At 75.2% G+C, this 18,181-nt stretch carries 19 protein-coding genes; 14 read left to right on the top strand and 5 right to left on the bottom strand.

Annotated elements, in window-relative coordinates:
* The first annotated feature begins 27 nt into the window (after positions 1-27).
* Positions 28-1,002 (top strand): methionyl-tRNA formyltransferase, encoded by a 975-nt coding sequence (fmt, locus tag ACFU9A_RS13010; RefSeq protein WP_430575703.1) that lies wholly within the window; start codon positions 28-30, stop codon positions 1,000-1,002.
* A complete protein-coding gene (locus ACFU9A_RS13005; RefSeq protein WP_430575702.1) occupies positions 999-2,579 on the top strand; it encodes an RsmB/NOP family class I SAM-dependent RNA methyltransferase in 1,581 nt (526 codons plus the stop codon). Before fmt ends, ACFU9A_RS13005 begins: the two co-directional genes overlap by 4 nt.
* 36 nt (positions 2,580-2,615) lie before the next feature.
* Here the strand turns inward: ACFU9A_RS13005 and ACFU9A_RS13000 are convergent, their stop codons facing one another.
* Positions 2,616-3,173, bottom strand: coding sequence for a GNAT family N-acetyltransferase (locus ACFU9A_RS13000; protein WP_430575701.1), 558 nt, complete (start codon positions 3,171-3,173; stop codon positions 2,616-2,618).
* 38 nt (positions 3,174-3,211) lie between these two features.
* Here ACFU9A_RS13000 and rpe point away from each other — a divergent pair, with 38 nt between their 5' ends.
* The 4 genes from rpe (at position 3,212) to ACFU9A_RS12980 (ending at position 5,792) form a co-directional block, all read left to right on the top strand.
* Positions 3,212-3,874 carry a ribulose-phosphate 3-epimerase gene (gene rpe / locus ACFU9A_RS12995; RefSeq protein ID WP_430575700.1) on the top strand — a complete coding sequence of 221 codons (663 nt, stop codon included), beginning with the start codon at positions 3,212-3,214 and terminating at the stop codon, positions 3,872-3,874.
* A 142-nt stretch (positions 3,875-4,016) separates the two neighbouring features.
* Positions 4,017-4,280: a phosphoribosyl-ATP diphosphatase gene (locus tag ACFU9A_RS12990; RefSeq protein WP_430575699.1), complete on the top strand. Its 264-nt coding sequence runs from the start codon at positions 4,017-4,019 to the stop codon at positions 4,278-4,280.
* Between the two features lie 102 nt (positions 4,281-4,382).
* Positions 4,383-5,231 (top strand): ATP phosphoribosyltransferase, encoded by an 849-nt coding sequence (gene hisG / locus ACFU9A_RS12985; protein WP_430575698.1) that lies wholly within the window; start codon positions 4,383-4,385, stop codon positions 5,229-5,231.
* A gap of 72 nt (positions 5,232-5,303) precedes the next feature.
* On the top strand, positions 5,304-5,792 hold the full coding sequence (locus tag ACFU9A_RS12980; RefSeq protein WP_430575697.1) for a PH domain-containing protein: 489 nt from the start codon (positions 5,304-5,306) through the stop codon (positions 5,790-5,792).
* An 87-nt stretch (positions 5,793-5,879) separates the two neighbouring features.
* Here ACFU9A_RS12980 and ACFU9A_RS12975 read toward each other — a convergent pair whose 3' ends face one another.
* Positions 5,880-7,766: a DEAD/DEAH box helicase gene (locus tag ACFU9A_RS12975; protein ID WP_430575696.1), complete on the bottom strand. Its 1,887-nt coding sequence runs from the start codon at positions 7,764-7,766 to the stop codon at positions 5,880-5,882.
* A gap of 233 nt (positions 7,767-7,999) precedes the next feature.
* Between ACFU9A_RS12975 and ACFU9A_RS12970 the strand changes: the two genes are divergently transcribed.
* The 8 genes from ACFU9A_RS12970 to ACFU9A_RS12935 all read left to right on the top strand — a co-directional run bounded on the left by ACFU9A_RS12970 (position 8,000) and on the right by ACFU9A_RS12935 (position 14,081).
* Complete coding sequence (locus tag ACFU9A_RS12970; protein WP_430575695.1) at positions 8,000-8,614, top strand: CDP-alcohol phosphatidyltransferase family protein; 615 nt, start codon at positions 8,000-8,002, stop codon at positions 8,612-8,614.
* Positions 8,611-9,540, top strand: coding sequence for a DUF881 domain-containing protein (locus tag ACFU9A_RS12965; RefSeq protein ID WP_430575694.1), 930 nt, complete (start codon positions 8,611-8,613; stop codon positions 9,538-9,540). Before ACFU9A_RS12970 ends, ACFU9A_RS12965 begins: the two co-directional genes overlap by 4 nt.
* On the top strand, positions 9,537-9,869 hold the full coding sequence (locus tag ACFU9A_RS12960; protein ID WP_430575693.1) for a small basic family protein: 333 nt from the start codon (positions 9,537-9,539) through the stop codon (positions 9,867-9,869). The genes ACFU9A_RS12965 and ACFU9A_RS12960 overlap by 4 nt, the downstream gene beginning before the upstream one ends.
* A gap of 7 nt (positions 9,870-9,876) precedes the next feature.
* Positions 9,877-11,199 (top strand): DUF881 domain-containing protein, encoded by a 1,323-nt coding sequence (locus ACFU9A_RS12955; RefSeq protein WP_430575692.1) that lies wholly within the window; start codon positions 9,877-9,879, stop codon positions 11,197-11,199.
* Between the two features lie 173 nt (positions 11,200-11,372).
* Entirely contained in the window at positions 11,373-11,849 is a 477-nt protein-coding gene (locus ACFU9A_RS12950; RefSeq protein WP_430575691.1) for an FHA domain-containing protein, read from the top strand.
* Complete coding sequence (locus ACFU9A_RS12945) at positions 11,846-12,595, top strand: MerR family transcriptional regulator (protein WP_430575690.1); 750 nt, start codon at positions 11,846-11,848, stop codon at positions 12,593-12,595. Before ACFU9A_RS12950 ends, ACFU9A_RS12945 begins: the two co-directional genes overlap by 4 nt.
* 118 nt (positions 12,596-12,713) lie before the next feature.
* Positions 12,714-13,250 carry a bifunctional nuclease family protein gene (locus tag ACFU9A_RS12940; protein ID WP_430576465.1) on the top strand — a complete coding sequence of 179 codons (537 nt, stop codon included), beginning with the start codon at positions 12,714-12,716 and terminating at the stop codon, positions 13,248-13,250.
* 243 nt (positions 13,251-13,493) lie between these two features.
* Positions 13,494-14,081 (top strand): MerR family transcriptional regulator, encoded by a 588-nt coding sequence (locus tag ACFU9A_RS12935; RefSeq protein ID WP_430575689.1) that lies wholly within the window; start codon positions 13,494-13,496, stop codon positions 14,079-14,081.
* A gap of 16 nt (positions 14,082-14,097) precedes the next feature.
* Here the strand turns inward: ACFU9A_RS12935 and ACFU9A_RS12930 are convergent, their stop codons facing one another.
* From ACFU9A_RS12930 to ACFU9A_RS12920, 3 genes are all read right to left on the bottom strand, one after another.
* Positions 14,098-15,375: a phosphatidylserine/phosphatidylglycerophosphate/cardiolipin synthase family protein gene (locus tag ACFU9A_RS12930; protein WP_430575688.1), complete on the bottom strand. Its 1,278-nt coding sequence runs from the start codon at positions 15,373-15,375 to the stop codon at positions 14,098-14,100.
* Positions 15,376-15,380: 5 nt separating this feature from the next.
* A complete protein-coding gene (locus tag ACFU9A_RS12925; RefSeq protein WP_430575687.1) occupies positions 15,381-16,574 on the bottom strand; it encodes a tyrosine-type recombinase/integrase in 1,194 nt (397 codons plus the stop codon).
* A gap of 534 nt (positions 16,575-17,108) precedes the next feature.
* Positions 17,109-17,666: a methylated-DNA--[protein]-cysteine S-methyltransferase gene (locus ACFU9A_RS12920; protein ID WP_430575686.1), complete on the bottom strand. Its 558-nt coding sequence runs from the start codon at positions 17,664-17,666 to the stop codon at positions 17,109-17,111.
* Positions 17,667-18,181: the final 515 nt, after the last annotated feature.

Genomic DNA, 18,181 nt, shown 5'->3' with positions numbered 1-18,181 from the left:
GCATTTCCGCACGACTACGATCGGGTGGTGCGCCTGCTCTTCGCCGGAACCCCCGAACCCGCCGTCCCGTCCCTGCGTGCCCTCCTGGGGTCCCGCCACGAGGTCGTCGCCGTCCTCACCAGGGCCGACGCCCCCGCCGGCCGAGGTCGCCGCCTCGTGCCCAGCCCGGTACGCCTGGCGGCCGAGGAGGCGGGCGTCCCCGTCCTCACCGAGCGTCCCCGGGGCGAGGAGTTCCTCGCGGCGCTGCGCGAGCTCGAGATCGACGCGGCCCCGGTCGTCGCCTACGGGCACCTGCTGCGCCCGGACGTCCTCGCCGTGCCCCGCCTCGGCTGGGTCAACCTCCACTTCTCCGTCCTGCCCGCCTGGCGCGGCGCGGCCCCCGTGCAGCACGCCGTGCTCGCCGGCGACGAGGTCACCGGCGCCACCACCTTCCTCCTCGACGAGGGGATGGACACCGGCCCCGTGCTCGGCACCGCCACCGAGACCATCCGCCCCCGGGACACCTCCGGCGACCTCCTCGGGCGCCTGGCCGTCAGCGGCGCCGACCTGCTCGTCGCCACCCTCGACGCCCTGGAGGACGGGACCCTCGCCCCGCAGCCCCAGCCCGCCGACGGCGTCTCCCTCGCCCCGAAGGTGACGACCGACGACGCCCGCGTGCGCTGGGACGACCCCGCACTCGCCGTCGACCGCCGCGTGCGCGCCGTGACGCCCGCACCCGGGGCGTGGACCTCCCTGCCGTCGACCCCCGGCCCGGACGCCGCCCCCGGCGCCCGCCTCGGGCTCGGCCCCGTGTCCCCGCGCCCCGAGGTCACCGACCTCGCGCCGGGCGAGGTGCGCGCGGGCAAGCAGGAGGTCCTCGTCGGCACGGCGACGCACGCCGTCGCGCTCGGCCACGTGCAGCCCGTGGGCAAGAAGCCGATGCCCGCCGCCGACTGGGCGCGCGGCGCCCGGGGCCTCTTCACCGGCGACGCCGACGTGCGCCTCGGGCAGGACGCCCGATGAGCGCCGAGCGGGGCGCCACGGGGCGCGGCGACGGACGGAACGACGGCAACGGCGGCGGGCGCGACCCGCGCCGCGACTCCCGCGGCCGGCAGCGGGGCGCCGCACGCTCCCGCGGCGAGGCCCACCGCAGCACCCAGGCGCCCGGCGAGCGCCGTCGCCGCACCGACCCCGCCCGCACCGCCGCCTACGACGTGCTGCGCCAGGTGGACGGCTCCGACGCCTACGCCAACCTCGTGCTGCCGCCCCTGCTGCGCGAGCGCCGCGTCTCCGGGCGCGACGCCGCGTTCGCCACCGAGCTCGCGTACGGCACGCTGCGCCTGCGCGGCCGCTACGACGCGGTCCTCGCGCACTGCGTCTCGCGCCCCCTCGACCAGCTCGACCCCGAGGTGCTCGACGTCCTGCGGCTCGGCGCCCACCAGCTGCTCGGCATGCGCGTGCCCGCCCACGCCGCCGTCTCCGAGACCGTCGCCCTCGCCCGCGACCGCGTGGGGGCCGGCCCCGCGCAGATGGTCAACGCCGTCCTGCGCGCCGTCGGCCGTACCCCGCTGGACGACTGGCTCACCACGCTCACGGACGAGGCGCCGGACCTCGTCACCGGTCTCGCGACCACCGGCTCGCATCCCGTCTGGATCACCCGCGCCCTGCGGGAGGCGCTCGCGGGCCACGGGCGCAGCCCGGACGAGATCGGCGCGCTGCTCGACGCCGACAACGCCGCTCCCCGGGTCACGCTGGTCGCGCGGCCGGGGCTCGCGTCGGCCGCGGAGCTCTCGCGGCAGGCGGCGGACGCCGACGTGCGGCTCGAGGCGGGCCGCTGGGCGCCCACCGCCCTGGTGCTCGCCGGCGGCAGCGACCCGGCCGGGCTGGCCGCCGTCGCCGACGCCCGCGCGGGCGTGCAGGACGAGGGCTCCCAGCTCGTCACCCTCGCCCTCGCCGGGACGCCCCTGGACGGGCCCGACGGGCGCTGGCTGGACCTCTGCGCGGGCCCGGGCGGCAAGGCCGCCCTCCTCGCGGCGCTGGCGGGGGAGCGGGGCGCCACCCTGGTGGCGAACGAGCTGCAGCCGCACCGCGCGCGGCTGGTGGAGCGCGCCCTGCGGGCGGTGCCCGACGGCGTCGTCGAGCTCGTGCGGACCGGGGACGGCCGCGAGGTCGGCGACGAGGAGCCCGCGGCCTACGACCGCGTGCTGGTCGACGCGCCCTGCACCGGGCTCGGAGCCCTGCGTCGGCGGCCCGAGTCCCGGTGGCGGCGCACGCCCGCGGACCTGGGCACGCTGAGCGCGCTCCAGCGGGAGCTGCTCACGTCGGCGCTCGACGCGGTGCGGCCGGGCGGCGTCGTGGCGTACGTGACGTGCTCGCCGCACCTGGCCGAGACGCGGCTGGTGGTGGACGACGTCCTGCGCCGGCGCGGCGACGCGGAGCGGGTCGATGCCCGCGCGGCGGTGCGCGAGGCGCTCGTGCCGGGCGCCGACATCGACCTCGGCGCCCCCGACGGCGGTGCGCACGGGCTGGACGTGCAGCTGTGGCCGCACGTGCACGGCACGGACGCCATGCACCTCACGCTGCTGCGTCGGCGCGGCTAGTCGCGGGCGGGCTCCCCGGGGCGGCGCCGGGGAGCCTCAGCCCAGCGACCGCTGCAGCAGCATCGTGCTGACGCTGCGCCCGTGCTTGACGCCGACGTCGCGCAGCACGCCCGCGACCTCGAACCCCAGCCGGCGGTGCAGGGGCAGCGACCCGGCCGCGGCGGGGTCGTCGGCCACGACGGCCACGACCTGCCGCACGCCGGCCAGCGAGCAGGCGTCGAGCAGGGCGGACAGGAGCCGGGTGCCGACGCCGCGGCCCTGGGCCGCGGGGGACAGGTAGATCGTGTCCTCGACGGTGTACCGGTAGGCGGCCTTCGGGCGCCACGGCGAGACGTACGCGTACCCGACGACCTCGCCGTCGACCTCGGCGACGAGGAACGGCAGCCCGCGGGCGGCGAGGTCGGCCAGGCGCTGCCGCCAGACGGTGAGGTCCGGGGGCTGCTCGTCGAACGTGACCGCCGTGCCGCTCACGTACGGCTCGAGGATCGCCGCGACGGCCGGGAGGTCGCCGGTCTCGGCGGCGCGGACGACCGGCCGGCCGGACGGGGACGCGGTCGCGGAGGTGGGCCCTGCGGGGGAGGGGAGCGGTGGCACGGAGCGAGCGTAGTGGGTGCCACGCCTAGGCTGGGCGCATGCCTGCGCTGATCAACCCGAGCATCCTGTCGGCCGACTTCGCGAACCTCGAGCGCGACCTGGGGGCCATCGCCACCGCCGACTACGCCCACGTGGACGTCATGGACAACCACTTCGTGCCGAACCTCACGCTGGGCCCGCCGATCTTCGAGCGGCTCGCACAGGTCTCCCCGGTGCCGCTGGACGCGCACCTCATGATCGCGGACCCGGACCGGTGGGCGCCGGCGTACGCGGAGGCGGGGGCGGCGTCGGTGACCTTCCACGCCGAGGCCGCCACGGCCCCTGTGCGCCTCGCCCGGGAGCTGCGGCGGCTCGGGGCGCGCGCGGGGGTCGCGCTGCGCCCCGCGACGCCCGTGGAGCCCTTCCTGGACCTGCTCGGCGAGATCGACATGATCCTCGTGATGACGGTGGAGCCCGGCTTCGGCGGCCAGTCGTTCATCGACGGCACGCTCCCCAAGATCCGGCGGGCGCGCCAGGCGGTGGGGGAGTCGGGGCTGGACGTCTGGATCCAGGTGGACGGGGGAGTGTCCCGCGACACCATCGAGCGGGCCGCCGACGCGGGGGCGAACGTCTTCGTGGCGGGGTCCGCGGTCTACGGCGCGGACGACGTGCCGGGGGAGATCGAGGCCCTGCGGCAGCTGGCCTCGCAGCACGCCCACTGAGCACGAGCAGGCACGGTCGACCCTTCGTCATCGTGTTCTCTCGGAGAAATAGTGTGCCAAGCGCCCTGAATCAAGCGTACGCACCGTCCCGAGGGACGAAACCCCGCCAGGAGGGCGGGGTCCCGGCGTCTAGGCTGGGCGGGTGAAGACGTTCGACTCCCTGTTCGCCGAGCTGACCGAGAAGGCCACGACCCGCCCCGCCGGGTCGGGGACCGTGGCCGAGCTGGATGCCGGCGTGCACGCGATCGGCAAGAAGATCGTCGAGGAGGCCGCCGAGGTCTGGATGGCCGCCGAGTACGAGACCGACGAGGCCGCTGCCGAGGAGATCTCCCAGCTGCTGTACCACCTGCAGGTGCTGATGCTGGCCAAGGGGCTGACGCTCGAGGACGTGTACACGCATCTGTGAGCGCCCGGACCGGGGCCGCACCGTCACGGTGCGGCCCCGTCGTCCGTCGCGCGCGCCCAGACGCCCGTCACGCCACGACCTGATCAGAACGAGGTATCCGCTGTGCTCCGTATCGCCGTCCCCAACAAGGGGTCCCTGTCCGTCCCGGCCTCCGACATGCTGCGCGAGGCGGGCTACCGCCAGCGTCGCGACACCCGCGAGCTGGTCCTCGCGGACCCCGACAACGGGGCCGAGTTCTTCTTCCTGCGCCCGCGCGACGTCGCGGTGTACGTGGGGTCCGGCACCGTCGACGTCGGCATCACCGGCCGCGACCTGCTGCTGGACTCGGGGGCCGAGGCCGTCGAGCACCTCCCGCTGGGCTTCGCGGCGTCGACCTTCCGCTTCGCCGCGCCCGCCGGCACGGTGACGGACGTCGCGCAGGTGGCCGGGCGTCGGGTGGCGTCGTCGTACGACACCCTGGTCCGTGCGTACCTGCAGGAGCGGGGGATCGTGCCCGCCGCGGTCGTGCACCTGGACGGCGCCGTGGAGAGCTCCGTGCGCCTGGGGGTCGCGGACGTCATCGCCGACGTCGTGGAGACGGGGACGACGCTGCGTGCCGCGGGCCTGGAGGTCTTCGGCGAGCCGATCCTGCGCTCGGAGGCGCTGCTGATCCGGCGCGCCGGGGCGGAGGAGCCGGCCGGGCTGGAGGTGCTCACGCGCCGCCTGCAGGGCGTGATCACGGCGCACGAGTACGTCCTCATGGACTACGACGTGCCGATCGAGCTCGTCGACGCCGCCGTCGCGGTGACGCCCGGCTTCGAGTCGCCGACCGTGTCGCCGCTGCACAACGGCGAGTCGGCGGCGGTGCGGTCGATGGTGAAGCGCGCCGAGACGAACCGGGTGATGGACGCCCTGTACGAGGTGGGGGCCCGCGGCATCATCGTGACCTCCATCCATGCCAGCCGGCTCTGAGCCGGTGCCGTCCGCCGGCCGACCCGGCACCCGCCCTGTCGAGCGAGGCACGACGGTGGCAGCGTGGTGGGCATGAGGGACTCCCGACTGCCCCGCGACGCCGCCGGCGCCCGGTCCCCGGCGGACAGGTTCCGCACGTTCCGGCCGCTCTGGGGGCAGGTCTCCGCGTGGTTCGTCTGGTTCTTCGCCGCGGTGGGGAGCGTCGTGGTGGGCCTGTCCGCGAGCGGGCCGCTCGGCGCCGCGGCCGTGAACAAGGCGTCGTTCGTCGCGTTCGCCCTCGCGGTCACCTGGCTCCTGTGGCGGCTCGGCGGGGTGCACGCCGTGCCCTCGCCCGAGGGTCTGCGCGTCCGTAACCTGCTCCGCTCGAGGACGCTGGCGTGGCCGGAGATCGTCGAGGTGCGGATGGGGCCGAACGACCCCTGGGTGCGCCTGGACCTGGCCGACGGCGGCACCCTGGCCGTGATGGGCATCCAGCGCGCGGACGGGGAGCGGGGGATGGCGGAGGCCCGGCGCCTGCGCGGCCTCGTCGTGAGCTTCGGCGAGGCCCCCGACCGCACCTGAGCGCACGGCGCCCGGTGGACCGCACCGGGACGACGAACGCCCCCGAGCCGGAAGGCTCGGGGGCGTTCGTGCGTGGTGCCGGTGTCGTCAGACGGTGCGGGCCGGACGACGGTCGGTGCGCGGGCGCTCCGTGCGCGGCGCGCGGCGCTCCGGCGCGCCCTTGTCGAGCGAGATGCGCAGCGCCTTGCCCGCGACGTGCGCGCGGCCGATGCGGGTCATGGTCGCGTCGTCCAGCGGCCGGGTGATGTCGACCAGCGAGAAGTTGCCGAAGATGTCGATCTTCCCGATGTCGCTGCCGGACAGCCCGCCCTCGTTCGTGAGCGCCCCGACGATGCCGCGCGGCTGCGCGCCGTGGGTGTGCCCGACGGAGATCCGGTAGCGCGTGCCGTCGGCCGGGCGGCGGATGCCGCGGCCCCGGTCGTCCCGGTCGGAGCGCGGGTGGCGCCCGGTCCGGTCGCCGTCACGCTCGGTGCGCTCGGCGCGGTGCGTCTCGCGGGTGCGGCCGCCCTTCGCCTCGGCGCGCTCCCGCTCGTGCTCCTCCTGAGCGGCACGCTGCTGGGGGCCGTCGTCCCCGACCGCGAGCGCCAGGAGCGCGGCCGCGACCTGGGTGACGTCGATGCCGGCCTCGGTCTCGGTCTCGGTGCCGTCCTGCTGCGCGGCGGCCCGCTCCTGGAGCATGCGCGTGTACATGTCGAGGCGGCCGGACTCGATGCGCGTGCCGACGGCTTCGAGCAGACGGCGGGCCCGGTGCTCCGAGACGTCCCGCGGGGACGGGATCTCGACCTCGACGAGCTGGGCGCGGATGGTGCGCTCGATGTGCTTGAGCTTGCCCCGCTCGTGCGGGGTGACGAAGGAGAGCGCGCGGCCTGTGCGGCCGGCGCGGCCGGTGCGGCCGATGCGGTGCACGTAGGCCTCGGCCTCGCGGGGGATGTCGAAGTTGACGACGAGGCCGATGCGGTCGACGTCGAGGCCGCGGGCGGCGACGTCGGTGGCGACGAGGACGTCGAGGGCGCCGGACTTGAGGCGCTCGACGATCTTCTCGCGCTCCTTCTGGGCGACGTCGCCGGAGATGGTGGCGGCGGAGGTGCCGCGCTCGACCAGGGCGGCGCCGACCTCCTCGGCGTCCTTGCGGGTCCGCGTGAAGACGATGGCGGCGTCGGCGTCGGAGGTGGCGAGGACGCGCACGAGGGAGCCGATCTTGTGCCGGAAGGGCACGACGGCGTAGGTCTGCTCGACGGTCGACACGGTGGACGACTGGCGGGAGACGGCGATCGCGACGGGGTCGTTGAGGTGCTGCGCGGCGACGGAGCGGATCGCGGGCGGCATGGTCGCGGAGAAGAGGGCGACCTGTCGCTTCGCGGGGGCCTGGCCGAAGATCGTCTCGACGTCCTCGGCGAAGCCCATGCGGAGCATCTCGTCGGCCTCGTCGAGGACGAGGAACTTCACGCCGTCGAGCGCGAGGGTGCCCCGCTCGAGGTGGTCCATGACGCGGCCGGGGGTGCCGACGACGACGTGCACGCCGTCGCGCAGGGCCCGCTGCTGCGGCTGGTAGGGGGAGCCGCCGTACACGGAGGTGACGCGCACGCCGGGCAGGTGGGTGGCGAAGGACTCGACGGCCTCGGCGACCTGGAGCGCGAGCTCCCGGGTGGGGGCGAGGACGAGGGCCTGCACGTGCCCGTTGCGGACGTCGGCGGCCGGGTCGAGCGCGGCGAGCAGCGGGATGCCGAAGGCGGCGGTCTTGCCGGTGCCGGTCTGGGCGACGCCGGTGATGTCGCGGCCGGCGAGGAGCTCGGGGATGGCCTGCGCCTGGATGGGCGAGGGCGTGGTGAACCCGAGGTCGTCGACGGCGGCCTGCAGCGGCGCGGGGAGGCCGAGCTCGGAGAACGTGGGCCCGGCGGGGGCCGCCTGCTCGGCGGCGTCGGGGGTCTGCTCGGGGGTCTGCTCGGTGGGCAGGGTGGAGTCAGGGGTGCTCAAGGTGGTTGACCGTTCCGTCGGTGGGGGGAAGGAGTCCTGCGTCGCCGAACTGGCGACGCGGTCGCTCTGTCCCGGACACACACCAGCCCCGCTCTTGGACGGGGCGCAACGAACACGCGGGAGGCACGACGAACTCCGAAGGTGTCACCAGTCTACGGGGTGGAGGAGCGGGCGGGTCCGAGGGGGCCGGTGAGTTCGGCCACTGCGGGTGGCGCCGTGCGTAGGATGTGCGGGTGCACGAGGGCCAGGAGATCAGCAGCCGGGTCTTCACGATCCCGAACCTGGTGAGCTTGCTGCGGTTGGCACTGGTGCCCGTCTTCGCGGTGCTCATCGTGGTGGGCGAGGACGTGTGGGCCCTGGCCGTCCTGGCGTTCTCCGGCTTCACCGACTGGCTCGACGGCGTGCTGGCGCGCCGCCTGGACCAGGTCACCCGGCTGGGGCAGATGCTGGACCCGGCGGCGGACCGCCTGTTCATCTTCGTCACCCTGGCCGGCCTGGCCTGGCGTGACGTGGTGCCGCTGTGGCTGCTGGTGGTCATCCTGGCGCGCGACGTGATGCTGGCGTGCCTGCTGCCGGTGCTCTCGCGGCACGGGTACGGGCCGCTGCCGGTGAGCTTCGTGGGCAAGGCGGGGACCTTCGCGCTGCTGTACGCGTTCCCGCTGCTGCTCCTCGCGACGGTGCCCGGCGGGCTCGGCTCGGCCGCCCACGTCGTGGGGTGGGCCTTCACCTGGTGGGGCGTGGGCCTGTACTGGGTGGCGGGCGTGCAGTACCTGCGGCAGGCGCGCGAGCTGGTCGTGGCCGCGAGCGCCGGGCCTGCCGCCGGCGGTACCGGGGAGGGTCGGGCGTGACGGCCCCGGAGCGCCCGGCGGGGCGGCGTCGCCCCGACGAGTCGATGACCCTGCTGGTCGAGGTGATGGAGAAGCCTCTGGACCCGGGTTACGCCGAGGCTGCGGAGCGACGGGCGGAGGCCGAGCGCGCGGGCCTGCCGACGCGGCGGCGCGGCACGGGCGTGGCCCTGCTCGCGGTCCTCGCGATCGCCCTGGGGCTGCTGACGGTGTCGGCGGCGCGGCAGCTGCGAGCGCCGCAGGCGGACGTGGCCGCGGCGCGGGAGGTGCTGGAGTCGCAGATCGTGGACCGGCGCGCCGAGGTGGACGCCCTGCAGCGCCGCTCGGTGGCGGCGAGCGACGAGATCGAGGCGCTGCAGCACTCCGCGCTGGCGAGCGAGGACCCTGCCCTGCTGCAGACCCTGCAGCTCGACGCGGTGGTGAGCGGTTCGGCTGCGGTCACGGGCGAGGGGCTGGTCGTCAGCCTGTCGGACGGCGACGCGGCGCAGTCCGAGACGGATCCCGACCCGAGCGCGCGGGTGCGGGACGCGGACGTGCAGACGGTCGTGAACGCCCTGTGGGCCGCGGGCGCTGAGGCGATCTCCGTGGACGACCAGCGCCTCACCTCCCTGTCGGCCATCCGCAACGCGGGGGACGCCATCCTGGTGGACCTGGTGCCCCTGCCGGGGCCCACGTACGTCATCCGTGCGATCGGCGACCCTGACGCGATGCAGACCGCGTACGCTCGGTCCGGCGCGCCCGCGTACCTGCAGCTGTTGGGGTCGCGCTACGGGATCGGGTCGTCCGTCACCCCGCAGAGCGACCTGTCGCTCCCCGGGGTGGGCAGCCAGACCCTGAGGTATGCCGAGCCGTCCGGTGCGGGGGACTCCTCGCGGCCGGGCGCCGGGTCCAGCACGCCGTCGTCCGACACCGAGGAGGAACGCCCATGATCGCCGCGATCGGGCTCGTGATCGGCGTGGTCGCCGGTCTGGTGCTGCAGCCGACCGTGCCGGTGGGGCTGCAGCCCTACCTGCCGATCGCCGTCGTCGCCGCGCTGGACGCGCTGTTCGGCGGCCTGCGCGCGAAGCTCGACGGCCTGTTCGACGACAAGGTCTTCCTGGTGTCGTTCCTGTCGAACGTCGTGGTGGCCGCGTTCATCGTGTTCCTGGGTGACCAGCTCGGTGTCGGGGCGCAGCTGTCGACCGCGGTCGTGGTGGTGCTCGGCATCCGCATCTTCTCGAACGCCGCGGCGATCCGCCGTCACCTGTTCAAGGCGTGAGGGACCGATGAGCGACCGCACGGGCGAGGGCCCCGACAACCCGGGCACCCCGGGCGACGAGGACCGCGAGGCTGTCGAGCGCGTGGAGCGGGCCGACGAGCAGGTCGAGTCCGCGAGCGCCGAGGAGCGCACCGCGCCCGAGGGCGACCCCGCAGGTGAGGCGGCCCCCGCAGGTGACGAGCCGTCCGAGGACGACTCGGCCCCGGACGACGGGTCCCCGGAGGAGGTCCGCGCCGACGCGGTGCCCGGCGAAGCGGTCACCGATGAGCCGGCACCTGTCGAGACGGCGGACGAGGCGACGGACGAGGCGGGCGCAGCCGACGAGGAGCGCGAGGCGGGCGAGGAGCGCGAGGCGGGCGAGGAGCGCGAGGCGGGCGAGGCCCGCACCGACGGCCCGGAGGAGCCCGAGACGGCCCCGGTGGAGCCGGCGATCCCCTCGGCGGACCGGGAACCTCTCCTCTCGGCGGCGGAGGAGGACGACGAGGCCGCAGCGCCGGAGGCGCCCTCCCCGGTCGCGCCGGACGCGAGCGCCCCTGGGGCGGACGAGGCCGCGGCTGTCGGCGGTCACGACGCGACGGGGGAGGAGCCCGCGACCACGCCGGACGCGGGGCCCAGCGGGTGGCGTCGGCTCGGTGCGGCGCTGCACCCCCGCGCGACGCGCTCCCAGGTGCTGGCGGGCGTCCTGTGCGCCGCGCTGGGGTTCGCGCTGGTCGTGCAGGTGCAGCAGTCGGCGTCCGACCAGCTGTCGTCGGCACGCCAGGAGGACCTGGTGCGCCTGCTCGACGAGGTCACGGACCGGGCGCAGCAGCTCGGCGACGAGGTCTCCGGCCTGGAGACCACGCGCGACGAGCTGCGCTCCGGGACCGGCAAGGCGCAGTCCGCCCTCGAGCTCGCGGAGCAGCGCGCGGAGTCGGAGGGCATCCTGTCCGGCCGACTCCCCGCGCAGGGCCCGGGCGTCGACGTCACCATCCAGGACCCGTCCGGCCAGCTGCGGGCGTCGCAGATGTTCAACGTGCTCGAGGAGCTGCGCAACGCGGGCGCCGAGGTCGTCGAGCTCAACGATGTGCGTCTTGTCACGTCCACGTGGTTCGAGGACAAGGGCGACGCGATCGTCGTCGACGGCACCACCCTGACGTCCCCTTACGAGTGGACGGTCATCGGAGACCCCGAGACGCTGGACCGCGCCCTCGAGATCCCCGGCGGCGCGCTGGCGACGGTGCGCACCGCGGGGGCCGAGGCATCGACCACCCGGCAGGACGAGGTGAAGATCACGGCGGTGTCCCCGCCGAAGGAACCGGAGTACGCGAAGCCGGAGCGAGAGCGCGGCTGACGTGCGCCGACGGGCCGTGGTCACGGGGAGCGGGCTTCCCGGTCGCGCCTCGCTCGGGGTAGGTTTGTCGGACGACGGCGCACGTCGGACGCACAGCCAGCCAACGGCGGACACCGGTCCGGGGCGGCGGCAGCGTCGCCCGACTCACCCGGCCCGACCTCACAGGAGGACTGATGACGGACCCCCGCGCTCTTCCGCCGCACCAGGCGGCCGCGGACACCACCGCGCACCTGGGGCGCGTGGGCGCGCCCGCGGAGGAGCAGTCGTTCCGGATCCCGCTGACCGCGGAGGAGGCCGCCGCCGTCGCGGCGCTGCCGCGGCACTCCGCGCTCCTCGTGGTGCAGTACGGGTCCGGCGCGGTCGGGGAGCGCTTCCTGCTCGACTCGGACCGTGCCGTCGCCGGGCGTAGCGAGCGGGCCGACATCTTCCTCGACGACGTCACCGTCTCGCGCAAGCACGCGGAGTTCGCCCGGGAGGGCGACCGGTTCGTCGTCCGGGACATCGGCTCCCTCAACGGCACGTACGTCAACCGCGAGCGGATCGACGCGGCCACGCTCACCACCGGTGACGAGGTGCAGATCGGCAAGTTCCGGATGTCGTTCCACGCCAGCCCGCAGGCGCCGCGGGATCCGCAGGCGCCCGCGTCGTGACGGCGGCGCAGGCCGCGCACGGCGAGGAGCCGGCCGGCCCCCAGGCGCCCGAACCCTGGCCGCGGGGGATCTCCCGCCAGGCGACGATGCGGATCTCCGACGTGCTGGGCCAGCTCGGCCCGGAGTTCCCGTCCGTGTCCCACTCCAAGCTCCGGTTCCTGGAGGACCAGGGGCTGATCGACCCCGTGCGTACGTCGTCGGGCTACCGGCAGTACAGCCCGGCCGACGTCGAGCGGCTGCGGTTCGTCCTCACCGAGCAGCGTGACTCCTACCTGCCGCTGAAGGTCATCAAGGAGCGGCTGGCGGAGATGGACGCCGGGGAGCCGGCGCCCGGCCCCTCGCCGCGCCTCGCGGACGCCTCCGCGGCCGCCGAGGTGACGCGCCGCCGCTGGACCGCCGAGAGCGTGGCAGAGGCGACGGGCACCACGCCCGAGTTCGTCCAGGAGCTCGTCTCCGCCGGCGTGCTGCACACCCGCTCCGGCAGCCGCCTCGACGCCGGGGCCCCCGACGTGGTGCGTATCGCGGCCCGGCTCGCGGAGCACGGCATCGAGCCGCGGCACCTGCGGTCGCTGCGCGCGTCCGCGGACCGGCACGTCGGCCTCGTGGACCAGCTCGTCGCCCCGTACCGCAGCCAGCAGACCCCGTCGGCGCGCGCCCAGGGCGCCGAGCTCGCCGCCGAGGTGGGCGAGCTCCTCGCCCGCCTGCACTCCACGTGGGTGCGGCAGGGCTCCGGCGACCTCGTCTGACCGGACGTCCTCGCCCGCCGGCGGGCACCTTTCGCTCGCCCCGGTCTCCCGCACGACGTGCGGCGACCGCCGGACGTACCGTGGGTCGGTGGAACCCGACGAGGCGAGCGACGCACCGATGGTCCCGGTCGAGGTCCTCGGGGTGCGCCAGCAGCAGCACGACCAGGAGATCGTGGTGCTGCTCCTGGACGCCGCGGCCAACCTCGCCGTCCCCATCGTGATCGGCGCCCGCGAGGCGTCCGCCATCGCCATGGCTCAGGCCGGGCTCGTCACCCCGCGCCCCATGACCCACGACCTCCTGCGCGACCTCCTCGGCGCCGTCAGCGTCGAGCTCGAGCGGGTCGAGATCGTCGCGCTCGACGGCGGCGTGTTCTTCGCCGAGCTCATCCTGTCCAACGGCACCCGGCTCGACTCCCGCGCCTCCGACGCGATCGCGCTGGCCGTCCGGACCGCCAGCCCCGTCTTCTGCTCCGCGGAGGTCGTCGCCGTCGCCGGCGTCGAGGTCGTCGACGTCGAGCAGCAACGCGAGGTCGAGAAGTTCCGCGACTTCCTCGACCACGTCACCGCCGCGGACTTCACCACCCCCGAGGGCCCCCAGGACCCCGGGACACCGCCGCCCAACGGGGGAGGGCGGCCCGACGACGCGCCGCCCTGACCCCGCCACGCCGCACCGGGCCCGCGCCGGCGCGCCACGCCGAGGCTGACCCTCGACCTCGGGTCGAGCCTCAGCCTCGGCTACCGTAGGACCCGAACCTTCAAGCCGTGGTCGAAAGTTGAAGGTCGGGCGTGAGGTCCCCCGACGTCGGGGAGGGCGCGCGACACGCGGTCCCGCAGGCGCCGACGTCGTTGACGACCCCCCAGGGGCGTCCTAGCGTGGAGTCGAACACCAGGAGGCACAGTGAACAGCAGCGGTGAGGCAAGCGTCCCCACGGGTGCGTCGGTCCCGCACGGCGCCCAGGGTCTGCTCTTCGGCGAGGACCTCACGGAGCAGGACGCCGCCACCGGGTACCGCGGCACCACGGCGTGCCGCGTCGCCGGGATCACGTACCGCCAGCTCGACTACTGGGCGCGCACCGGCCTCGTGGAGCCGTCGATCCGTCCTGCGACGGGGTCCGGCACCCACCGCCTCTACAGCTTCCGCGACATCCTCGTGCTGAAGGTCGTCAAGCGGCTCCTCGACACCGGCGTCTCCCTGCACCAGATCCGCAGCGCCGTGACCCACCTGAGGGAGCGCGGCGTCGAGGACCTCGCGCAGATCACGCTCATGAGCGACGGCGCGTCCGTGTACGAGTGCACGTCGCCGGACGAGGTCGTCGACCTCGTCCAGGGCGGTCAGGGCGTCTTCGGCATCGCCGTCGGGCGCGTGTGGCGCGACATCGAGGGCACGCTGTCCTCCATGCCGACGGAGTCCCTGGAGGACGAGGAGCCGGCGCCCCACGAGGGCGACGAGCTCGCCGCCCGCCGCCGCGCGCGCACGGCCGGCTGACCCGCCGCCCCGCCGGTCAGAGCAGCGGGCGCAGGGGGGACATCAGGCGCTCGGCCACCTTCGACAGCGGGTGCCGCCGCTGCCACTCGTCCAGGGTGAGCTCGCGCGAGTTCGACTCGTCCATCCGGAACGCGTCCTCGAGCTGGGTGGCCAGCCCCTCGTCGACGACCTCGAGGTTGATCTCGTAGTTCCCCGTGAGGCTGAGCCGGTCGATGTTGGCGGTGCCCACGGTGGTCCAACGGCCGTCGATCGTCGCGGTCTTCGCGTGGATCATCGCGCCCTGGTACAGGAAGATCCGCACGCCGCCGCGCAGCAGGGTGGAGTAGTGACCCCGCGCGAGCCAGTCGGCCACCACGTGGTTGGAGCGCTCCGGCACCAGCACGCGGACATCCACGCCCCGTGCCGCGGCGGCCAGGAGGCCCGCCTGGATGTCCTCGTCCGGGATGAAGTACGCCTGCGTGATGTAGACGTGCGAGCAGGCCCGGTCCATCGCGTCGAGGTAGATCCCGCGGATGGGGAAGACGAGCTCCGACGGCGCGTTGCGCGCCGCCCGCAGCTGCGGCAGCCACAGCGAGGTGCCCGCGTCCTGCAGCACGGGCAGCTCCGGGCTGCGCCAGCGGTTCCAGAAGTCGACGAACGCGTTGCGCAGCTCCCACGCCGACGGGCCGGTGAGGCGCAGGTGCGTGTCGCGCCACTGCGTCGCGTACAGGGAGCCGATGTTGTACCCGCCGACGAAGGCGGTGTCGTCGTCCACCACCAGGATCTTGCGGTGGTCGCGGCCGGACCGGCGCACGTCCAGCATGAGCAGCCCCGGCCGCATCGCCGGGAACCGGAGCATGTGCACGCTCGGGATGTCGTAGAACCGGCGCGGGACCACGAGGTTGGCGAACCCGTCGTAGACGACGTACACGGACACACCGCGTCCCGCGGCCTCCGCGAGCGCCTGCTTGAACTGGCGGCCGACCTCGTCGTCCTTCCAGATGTACGTCTCGAGGAAGATCTCGCGCTGCGCGCCGCGGATCGCCTCGAGCATCGCCTCGTAGAGGTCGGCGCCGTACGTGTAGAGGGTCGCGGTCGTGTCCTCGACCTCGGTCGACGACGGCGGGGAGGTGGGGAACGCGGCGTCCAGCGGGTACTGGTGGCGGCGGAACCGCTCGAGTCCCATCACCGTCGCGGCCGCGGCCACCGGCACGGCGGCAGCGAGCAGCGCCCCCCGTGTCGCGTAGCGGCGCAGCGAGGGCCAGTCGATCTGGACGCGGACGGGCTTGCGGAGGCGGGGCAGACGAGGCGGCACGAGCCTCACGGTAGCCAGGGGGCCAGATCGGCGCGCGCCGAACTGTCGGGTTGGTCGGTGATGTCACCCGCGTCGGGCGGCTCGAGCGGCTCGAGCGGCTCGGGCGCCTCCGCGCCGACGTCGGTGGGCACGGCGAGGTCGGCGGACAGCGGGTGCGAGCGGATCGCCGCGGCGAGCTCGCCCTCGATGCGGTCCAGGTACACCCCCGTGGTGGCGATGGAGCGGTGGCCCAGGAGCTCCGCGACGACCTTGACGTCCCACCCCTCGGCGACCAGGAGGGTCGCGGTGGTGTGCCGCAGGGCGTGCGGCGTCGCGGGACGCCGGTACGTCGAGGGCATGCGCTCGACCGCGCGGGCCAGGAGCGCGCGCACGGCCTGGGTGTCGATGCGGCGCCCGCGCCAGGTGAGCAGGAGCGCACGCTGCGCGTCGGGGTCGTCGGAACGTCGGGCGGCAAGCCGGGGCCGCAGCTCGGCGAGGTAGTCCTCGAGCGCGGAGGCCAGGGGCGGCGAGAGCGCCACCGTGCGGATCGAGCCGCCCTTGCCGACGATGCGCCAGCGCGTCTCCTCGGGCTCGCGCGAGAAGTCCGCGACGTCGGCGCGGGCGAGCTCGGAGACCCGCGGGCCGAGGACAAGCAGGAGCGCGACGACGAGACGGTCCCGCAGGGCGAGGGCCTGGTCGGTCCGCGGGGCGCGTGCCCCCGCGGCGCCCTGCGGCGGGGCGGGCCGGGCGGCGGTCGCGGCGGAGGCCTGCAGGAGGGCCCCCGCCGCCGTCGCGGACAGGGCGGTGCGCTCCACCCGCAGACGGTCGCGGGAGCGCGCGGGCGGGGCGGCCCACTGCATCGGGTCGGCCTGCACCCAGCACTGCCGGGTGGCGTGCGCGAAGAATCGGCTCACGGACTGGCGGAACCGGTTGACCGTCGCGACGGAGCGCCCCGGGCCGCCCTTGCGGGCGGGGTCGCTGTACCGCAGGTCGGGGGTCGCCTGGTAGCGCACCAGGGCGTCGTCGACGTCCTCGCCCGTGACGTCGTCGAGGACGCGGTCGCCGCCGACGAGCCGGGCGAGCTCCCGCACGTCCCGCTCGTAGCTGCGCGCGGTCGCGGGGGAGAGGACCCCGCGCACGCTCTCCACCTGCACGGACGCGAGATAGCGGTCGGCGGCCGCGGCGACGGTGAGGCGGTTCAGGCGGGGAGGGGCGACCACGGAGACAGGCTAGGCCGCCGCACCGACACGGGCGTCGGACGGCGACCCGGCCCAGTCGTCCGCCCGTCGCGTGCCCCACCGCCAGTCACGCCGAGCGTGCACCAGGGCCCTGGCCGGTCGCCGAGGGGCGCAGGGACTCGTCGTGCAGTCGGGGGCGTCTCCGTCGGGACGATGATCGGGGATCCCGTGCACGAGGAGCCGAGGCTCGAGCCGGCAGCCCCGGCGTTCATGCCGTACCCCCGTAGGGCACCCACAGGGGGGCGGCGTCCCGGCGAGAACCACGCGGCGCTCGCGGACGGTGTCGGCCACGAGTCCGCCCACCACAGGGTCTCGTACGCGAAGCCGTGCTCCACCCGGGGATGTGGCGCGCCCGCACGGCGGGCCCGGCGTCGTCGGTCGTGCCGTGGAGGGTGGCCACGACGTCCGTTGCCGGCGCTCGCGGCCACGCACCAGGTCACCGGAGGTCCGGGGGAGCCGGCGGGCCGGACGGGCCGGCCCGCCTGGACGGTGACGCCCGCGGGCGTCGACGGCGGGTCAGACGTCGAAGAGCGTGGGGTGCTCGAGATGGACGCCCTCGGCGTCGAGCATGCGCAGCTTGGTGCGACGCCCGCCCCGCGCGGAGAAGCCGCCCACCTGCCGGCCGGCGGCGAGGACGCGGTGGCACGGGACGATCGGCGGGAACGGGTTGCGCCCCAGGGCCTGGCCCACGGCCTGGGCGGCCCCGGGGCTGCCCAGGCGGGCGGCGACATCGCCGTAGGTGAGCGTGGCACCCGCGGGGATGGTGCGGACGACCTCGTACACGCGGCGGTCGAAGTCCGGGACCTCGCTCATGTCGAGGTCGATGCCGGAGAGGTCGCCGGCGCCGGACCCGAGGAGCGCCGTGACCGCGGAGACCGCGTCGACGACGACGCCCTCGGGGGAGGACTCGTGCGCCGCCGGGTACCAGCGCCGGACGGCGTCACGGGTGCCGTCGGCGGAACCGTGGGGGAGCGTGGAGCCCACGACGTGGGCGGGGGAGCGCCACACCAGGGCGCAGTGCCCGATCGCGGTCGGGAAGACGCAGAAGGCGAGCCCGTCGCGGGGTGCGGCCATGGCACCACCGTAGGGGCGGGGTCCGACATCGCCGCGCCTGGTGGTGAGGGCGACCGCCGCACCGTGGGAAGAAGTGCCGATGTGGGAAGAGGTGCCGATCGCTCTCGCGGCAAAACCACTGTGTTGTGTCATACACAATGGTTTGAGAGGTATGTCCGAATCAGACTACCGCGGATGGCATCGGATGGCGAGGGGCGGCCACTGGGCCGAACTGCGGCCCGGCGAGCCTCGGCGCGGCTCCGTTCGGCCCGGGACGAACGGCGCTGCACGGCAACATGGCGCCGCTGCCCGGGGGACCGTCGGGCGAGCTTGTGCCAGCAAGCGCGAGCAAGCGCCGACTATCGCGGCACGGGCGGCGTCGCACGCGAACCTGCGGGCACCGAGGGTCACGCGGCGCGGGAGGACGGCGGACGGTTCGTCGTGAGCCGTCGTGAGCCGTCGTGAGCCGTCGTGAGCCGTCGTGAGCCGTCGTGAGCCGTCGTGAGCCGTCGTGAGCCGTCGTGAGCCGTCGGTAC

The organism is Isoptericola sp. NPDC057653 (genome assembly GCF_042799955.1).
Taxonomy (GTDB): domain Bacteria; phylum Actinomycetota; class Actinomycetes; order Actinomycetales; family Cellulomonadaceae; genus Isoptericola.
This window is presented reverse-complemented; position numbering and strand designations above follow the sequence as displayed.

Bases quoted from the DNA above. Each gene is read 5' to 3' on its own strand.
- ACFU9A_RS12960 (WP_430575693.1), top strand. From the start codon at position 9,537: ATGATCGCCGCGATCGGGCTCGTGATCGGCGTGGTCGCCGGTCTGGTG.
- ACFU9A_RS12950 (WP_430575691.1), top strand. From the start codon at position 11,373: ATGACGGACCCCCGCGCTCTTCCGCCGCACCAGGCGGCCGCGGACACC.
- ACFU9A_RS12980 (WP_430575697.1), top strand. From the start codon at position 5,304: ATGAGGGACTCCCGACTGCCCCGCGACGCCGCCGGCGCCCGGTCCCCG.
- ACFU9A_RS12955 (WP_430575692.1), top strand. From the start codon at position 9,877: ATGAGCGACCGCACGGGCGAGGGCCCCGACAACCCGGGCACCCCGGGC.
- ACFU9A_RS12920 (WP_430575686.1), bottom strand. From the start codon at position 17,666: ATGGCCGCACCCCGCGACGGGCTCGCCTTCTGCGTCTTCCCGACCGCG.
- ACFU9A_RS13005 (WP_430575702.1), top strand. From the start codon at position 999: ATGAGCGCCGAGCGGGGCGCCACGGGGCGCGGCGACGGACGGAACGAC.
- rpe (WP_430575700.1), top strand. From the start codon at position 3,212: ATGCCTGCGCTGATCAACCCGAGCATCCTGTCGGCCGACTTCGCGAAC.
- ACFU9A_RS12940 (WP_430576465.1), top strand. From the start codon at position 12,714: ATGGTCCCGGTCGAGGTCCTCGGGGTGCGCCAGCAGCAGCACGACCAG.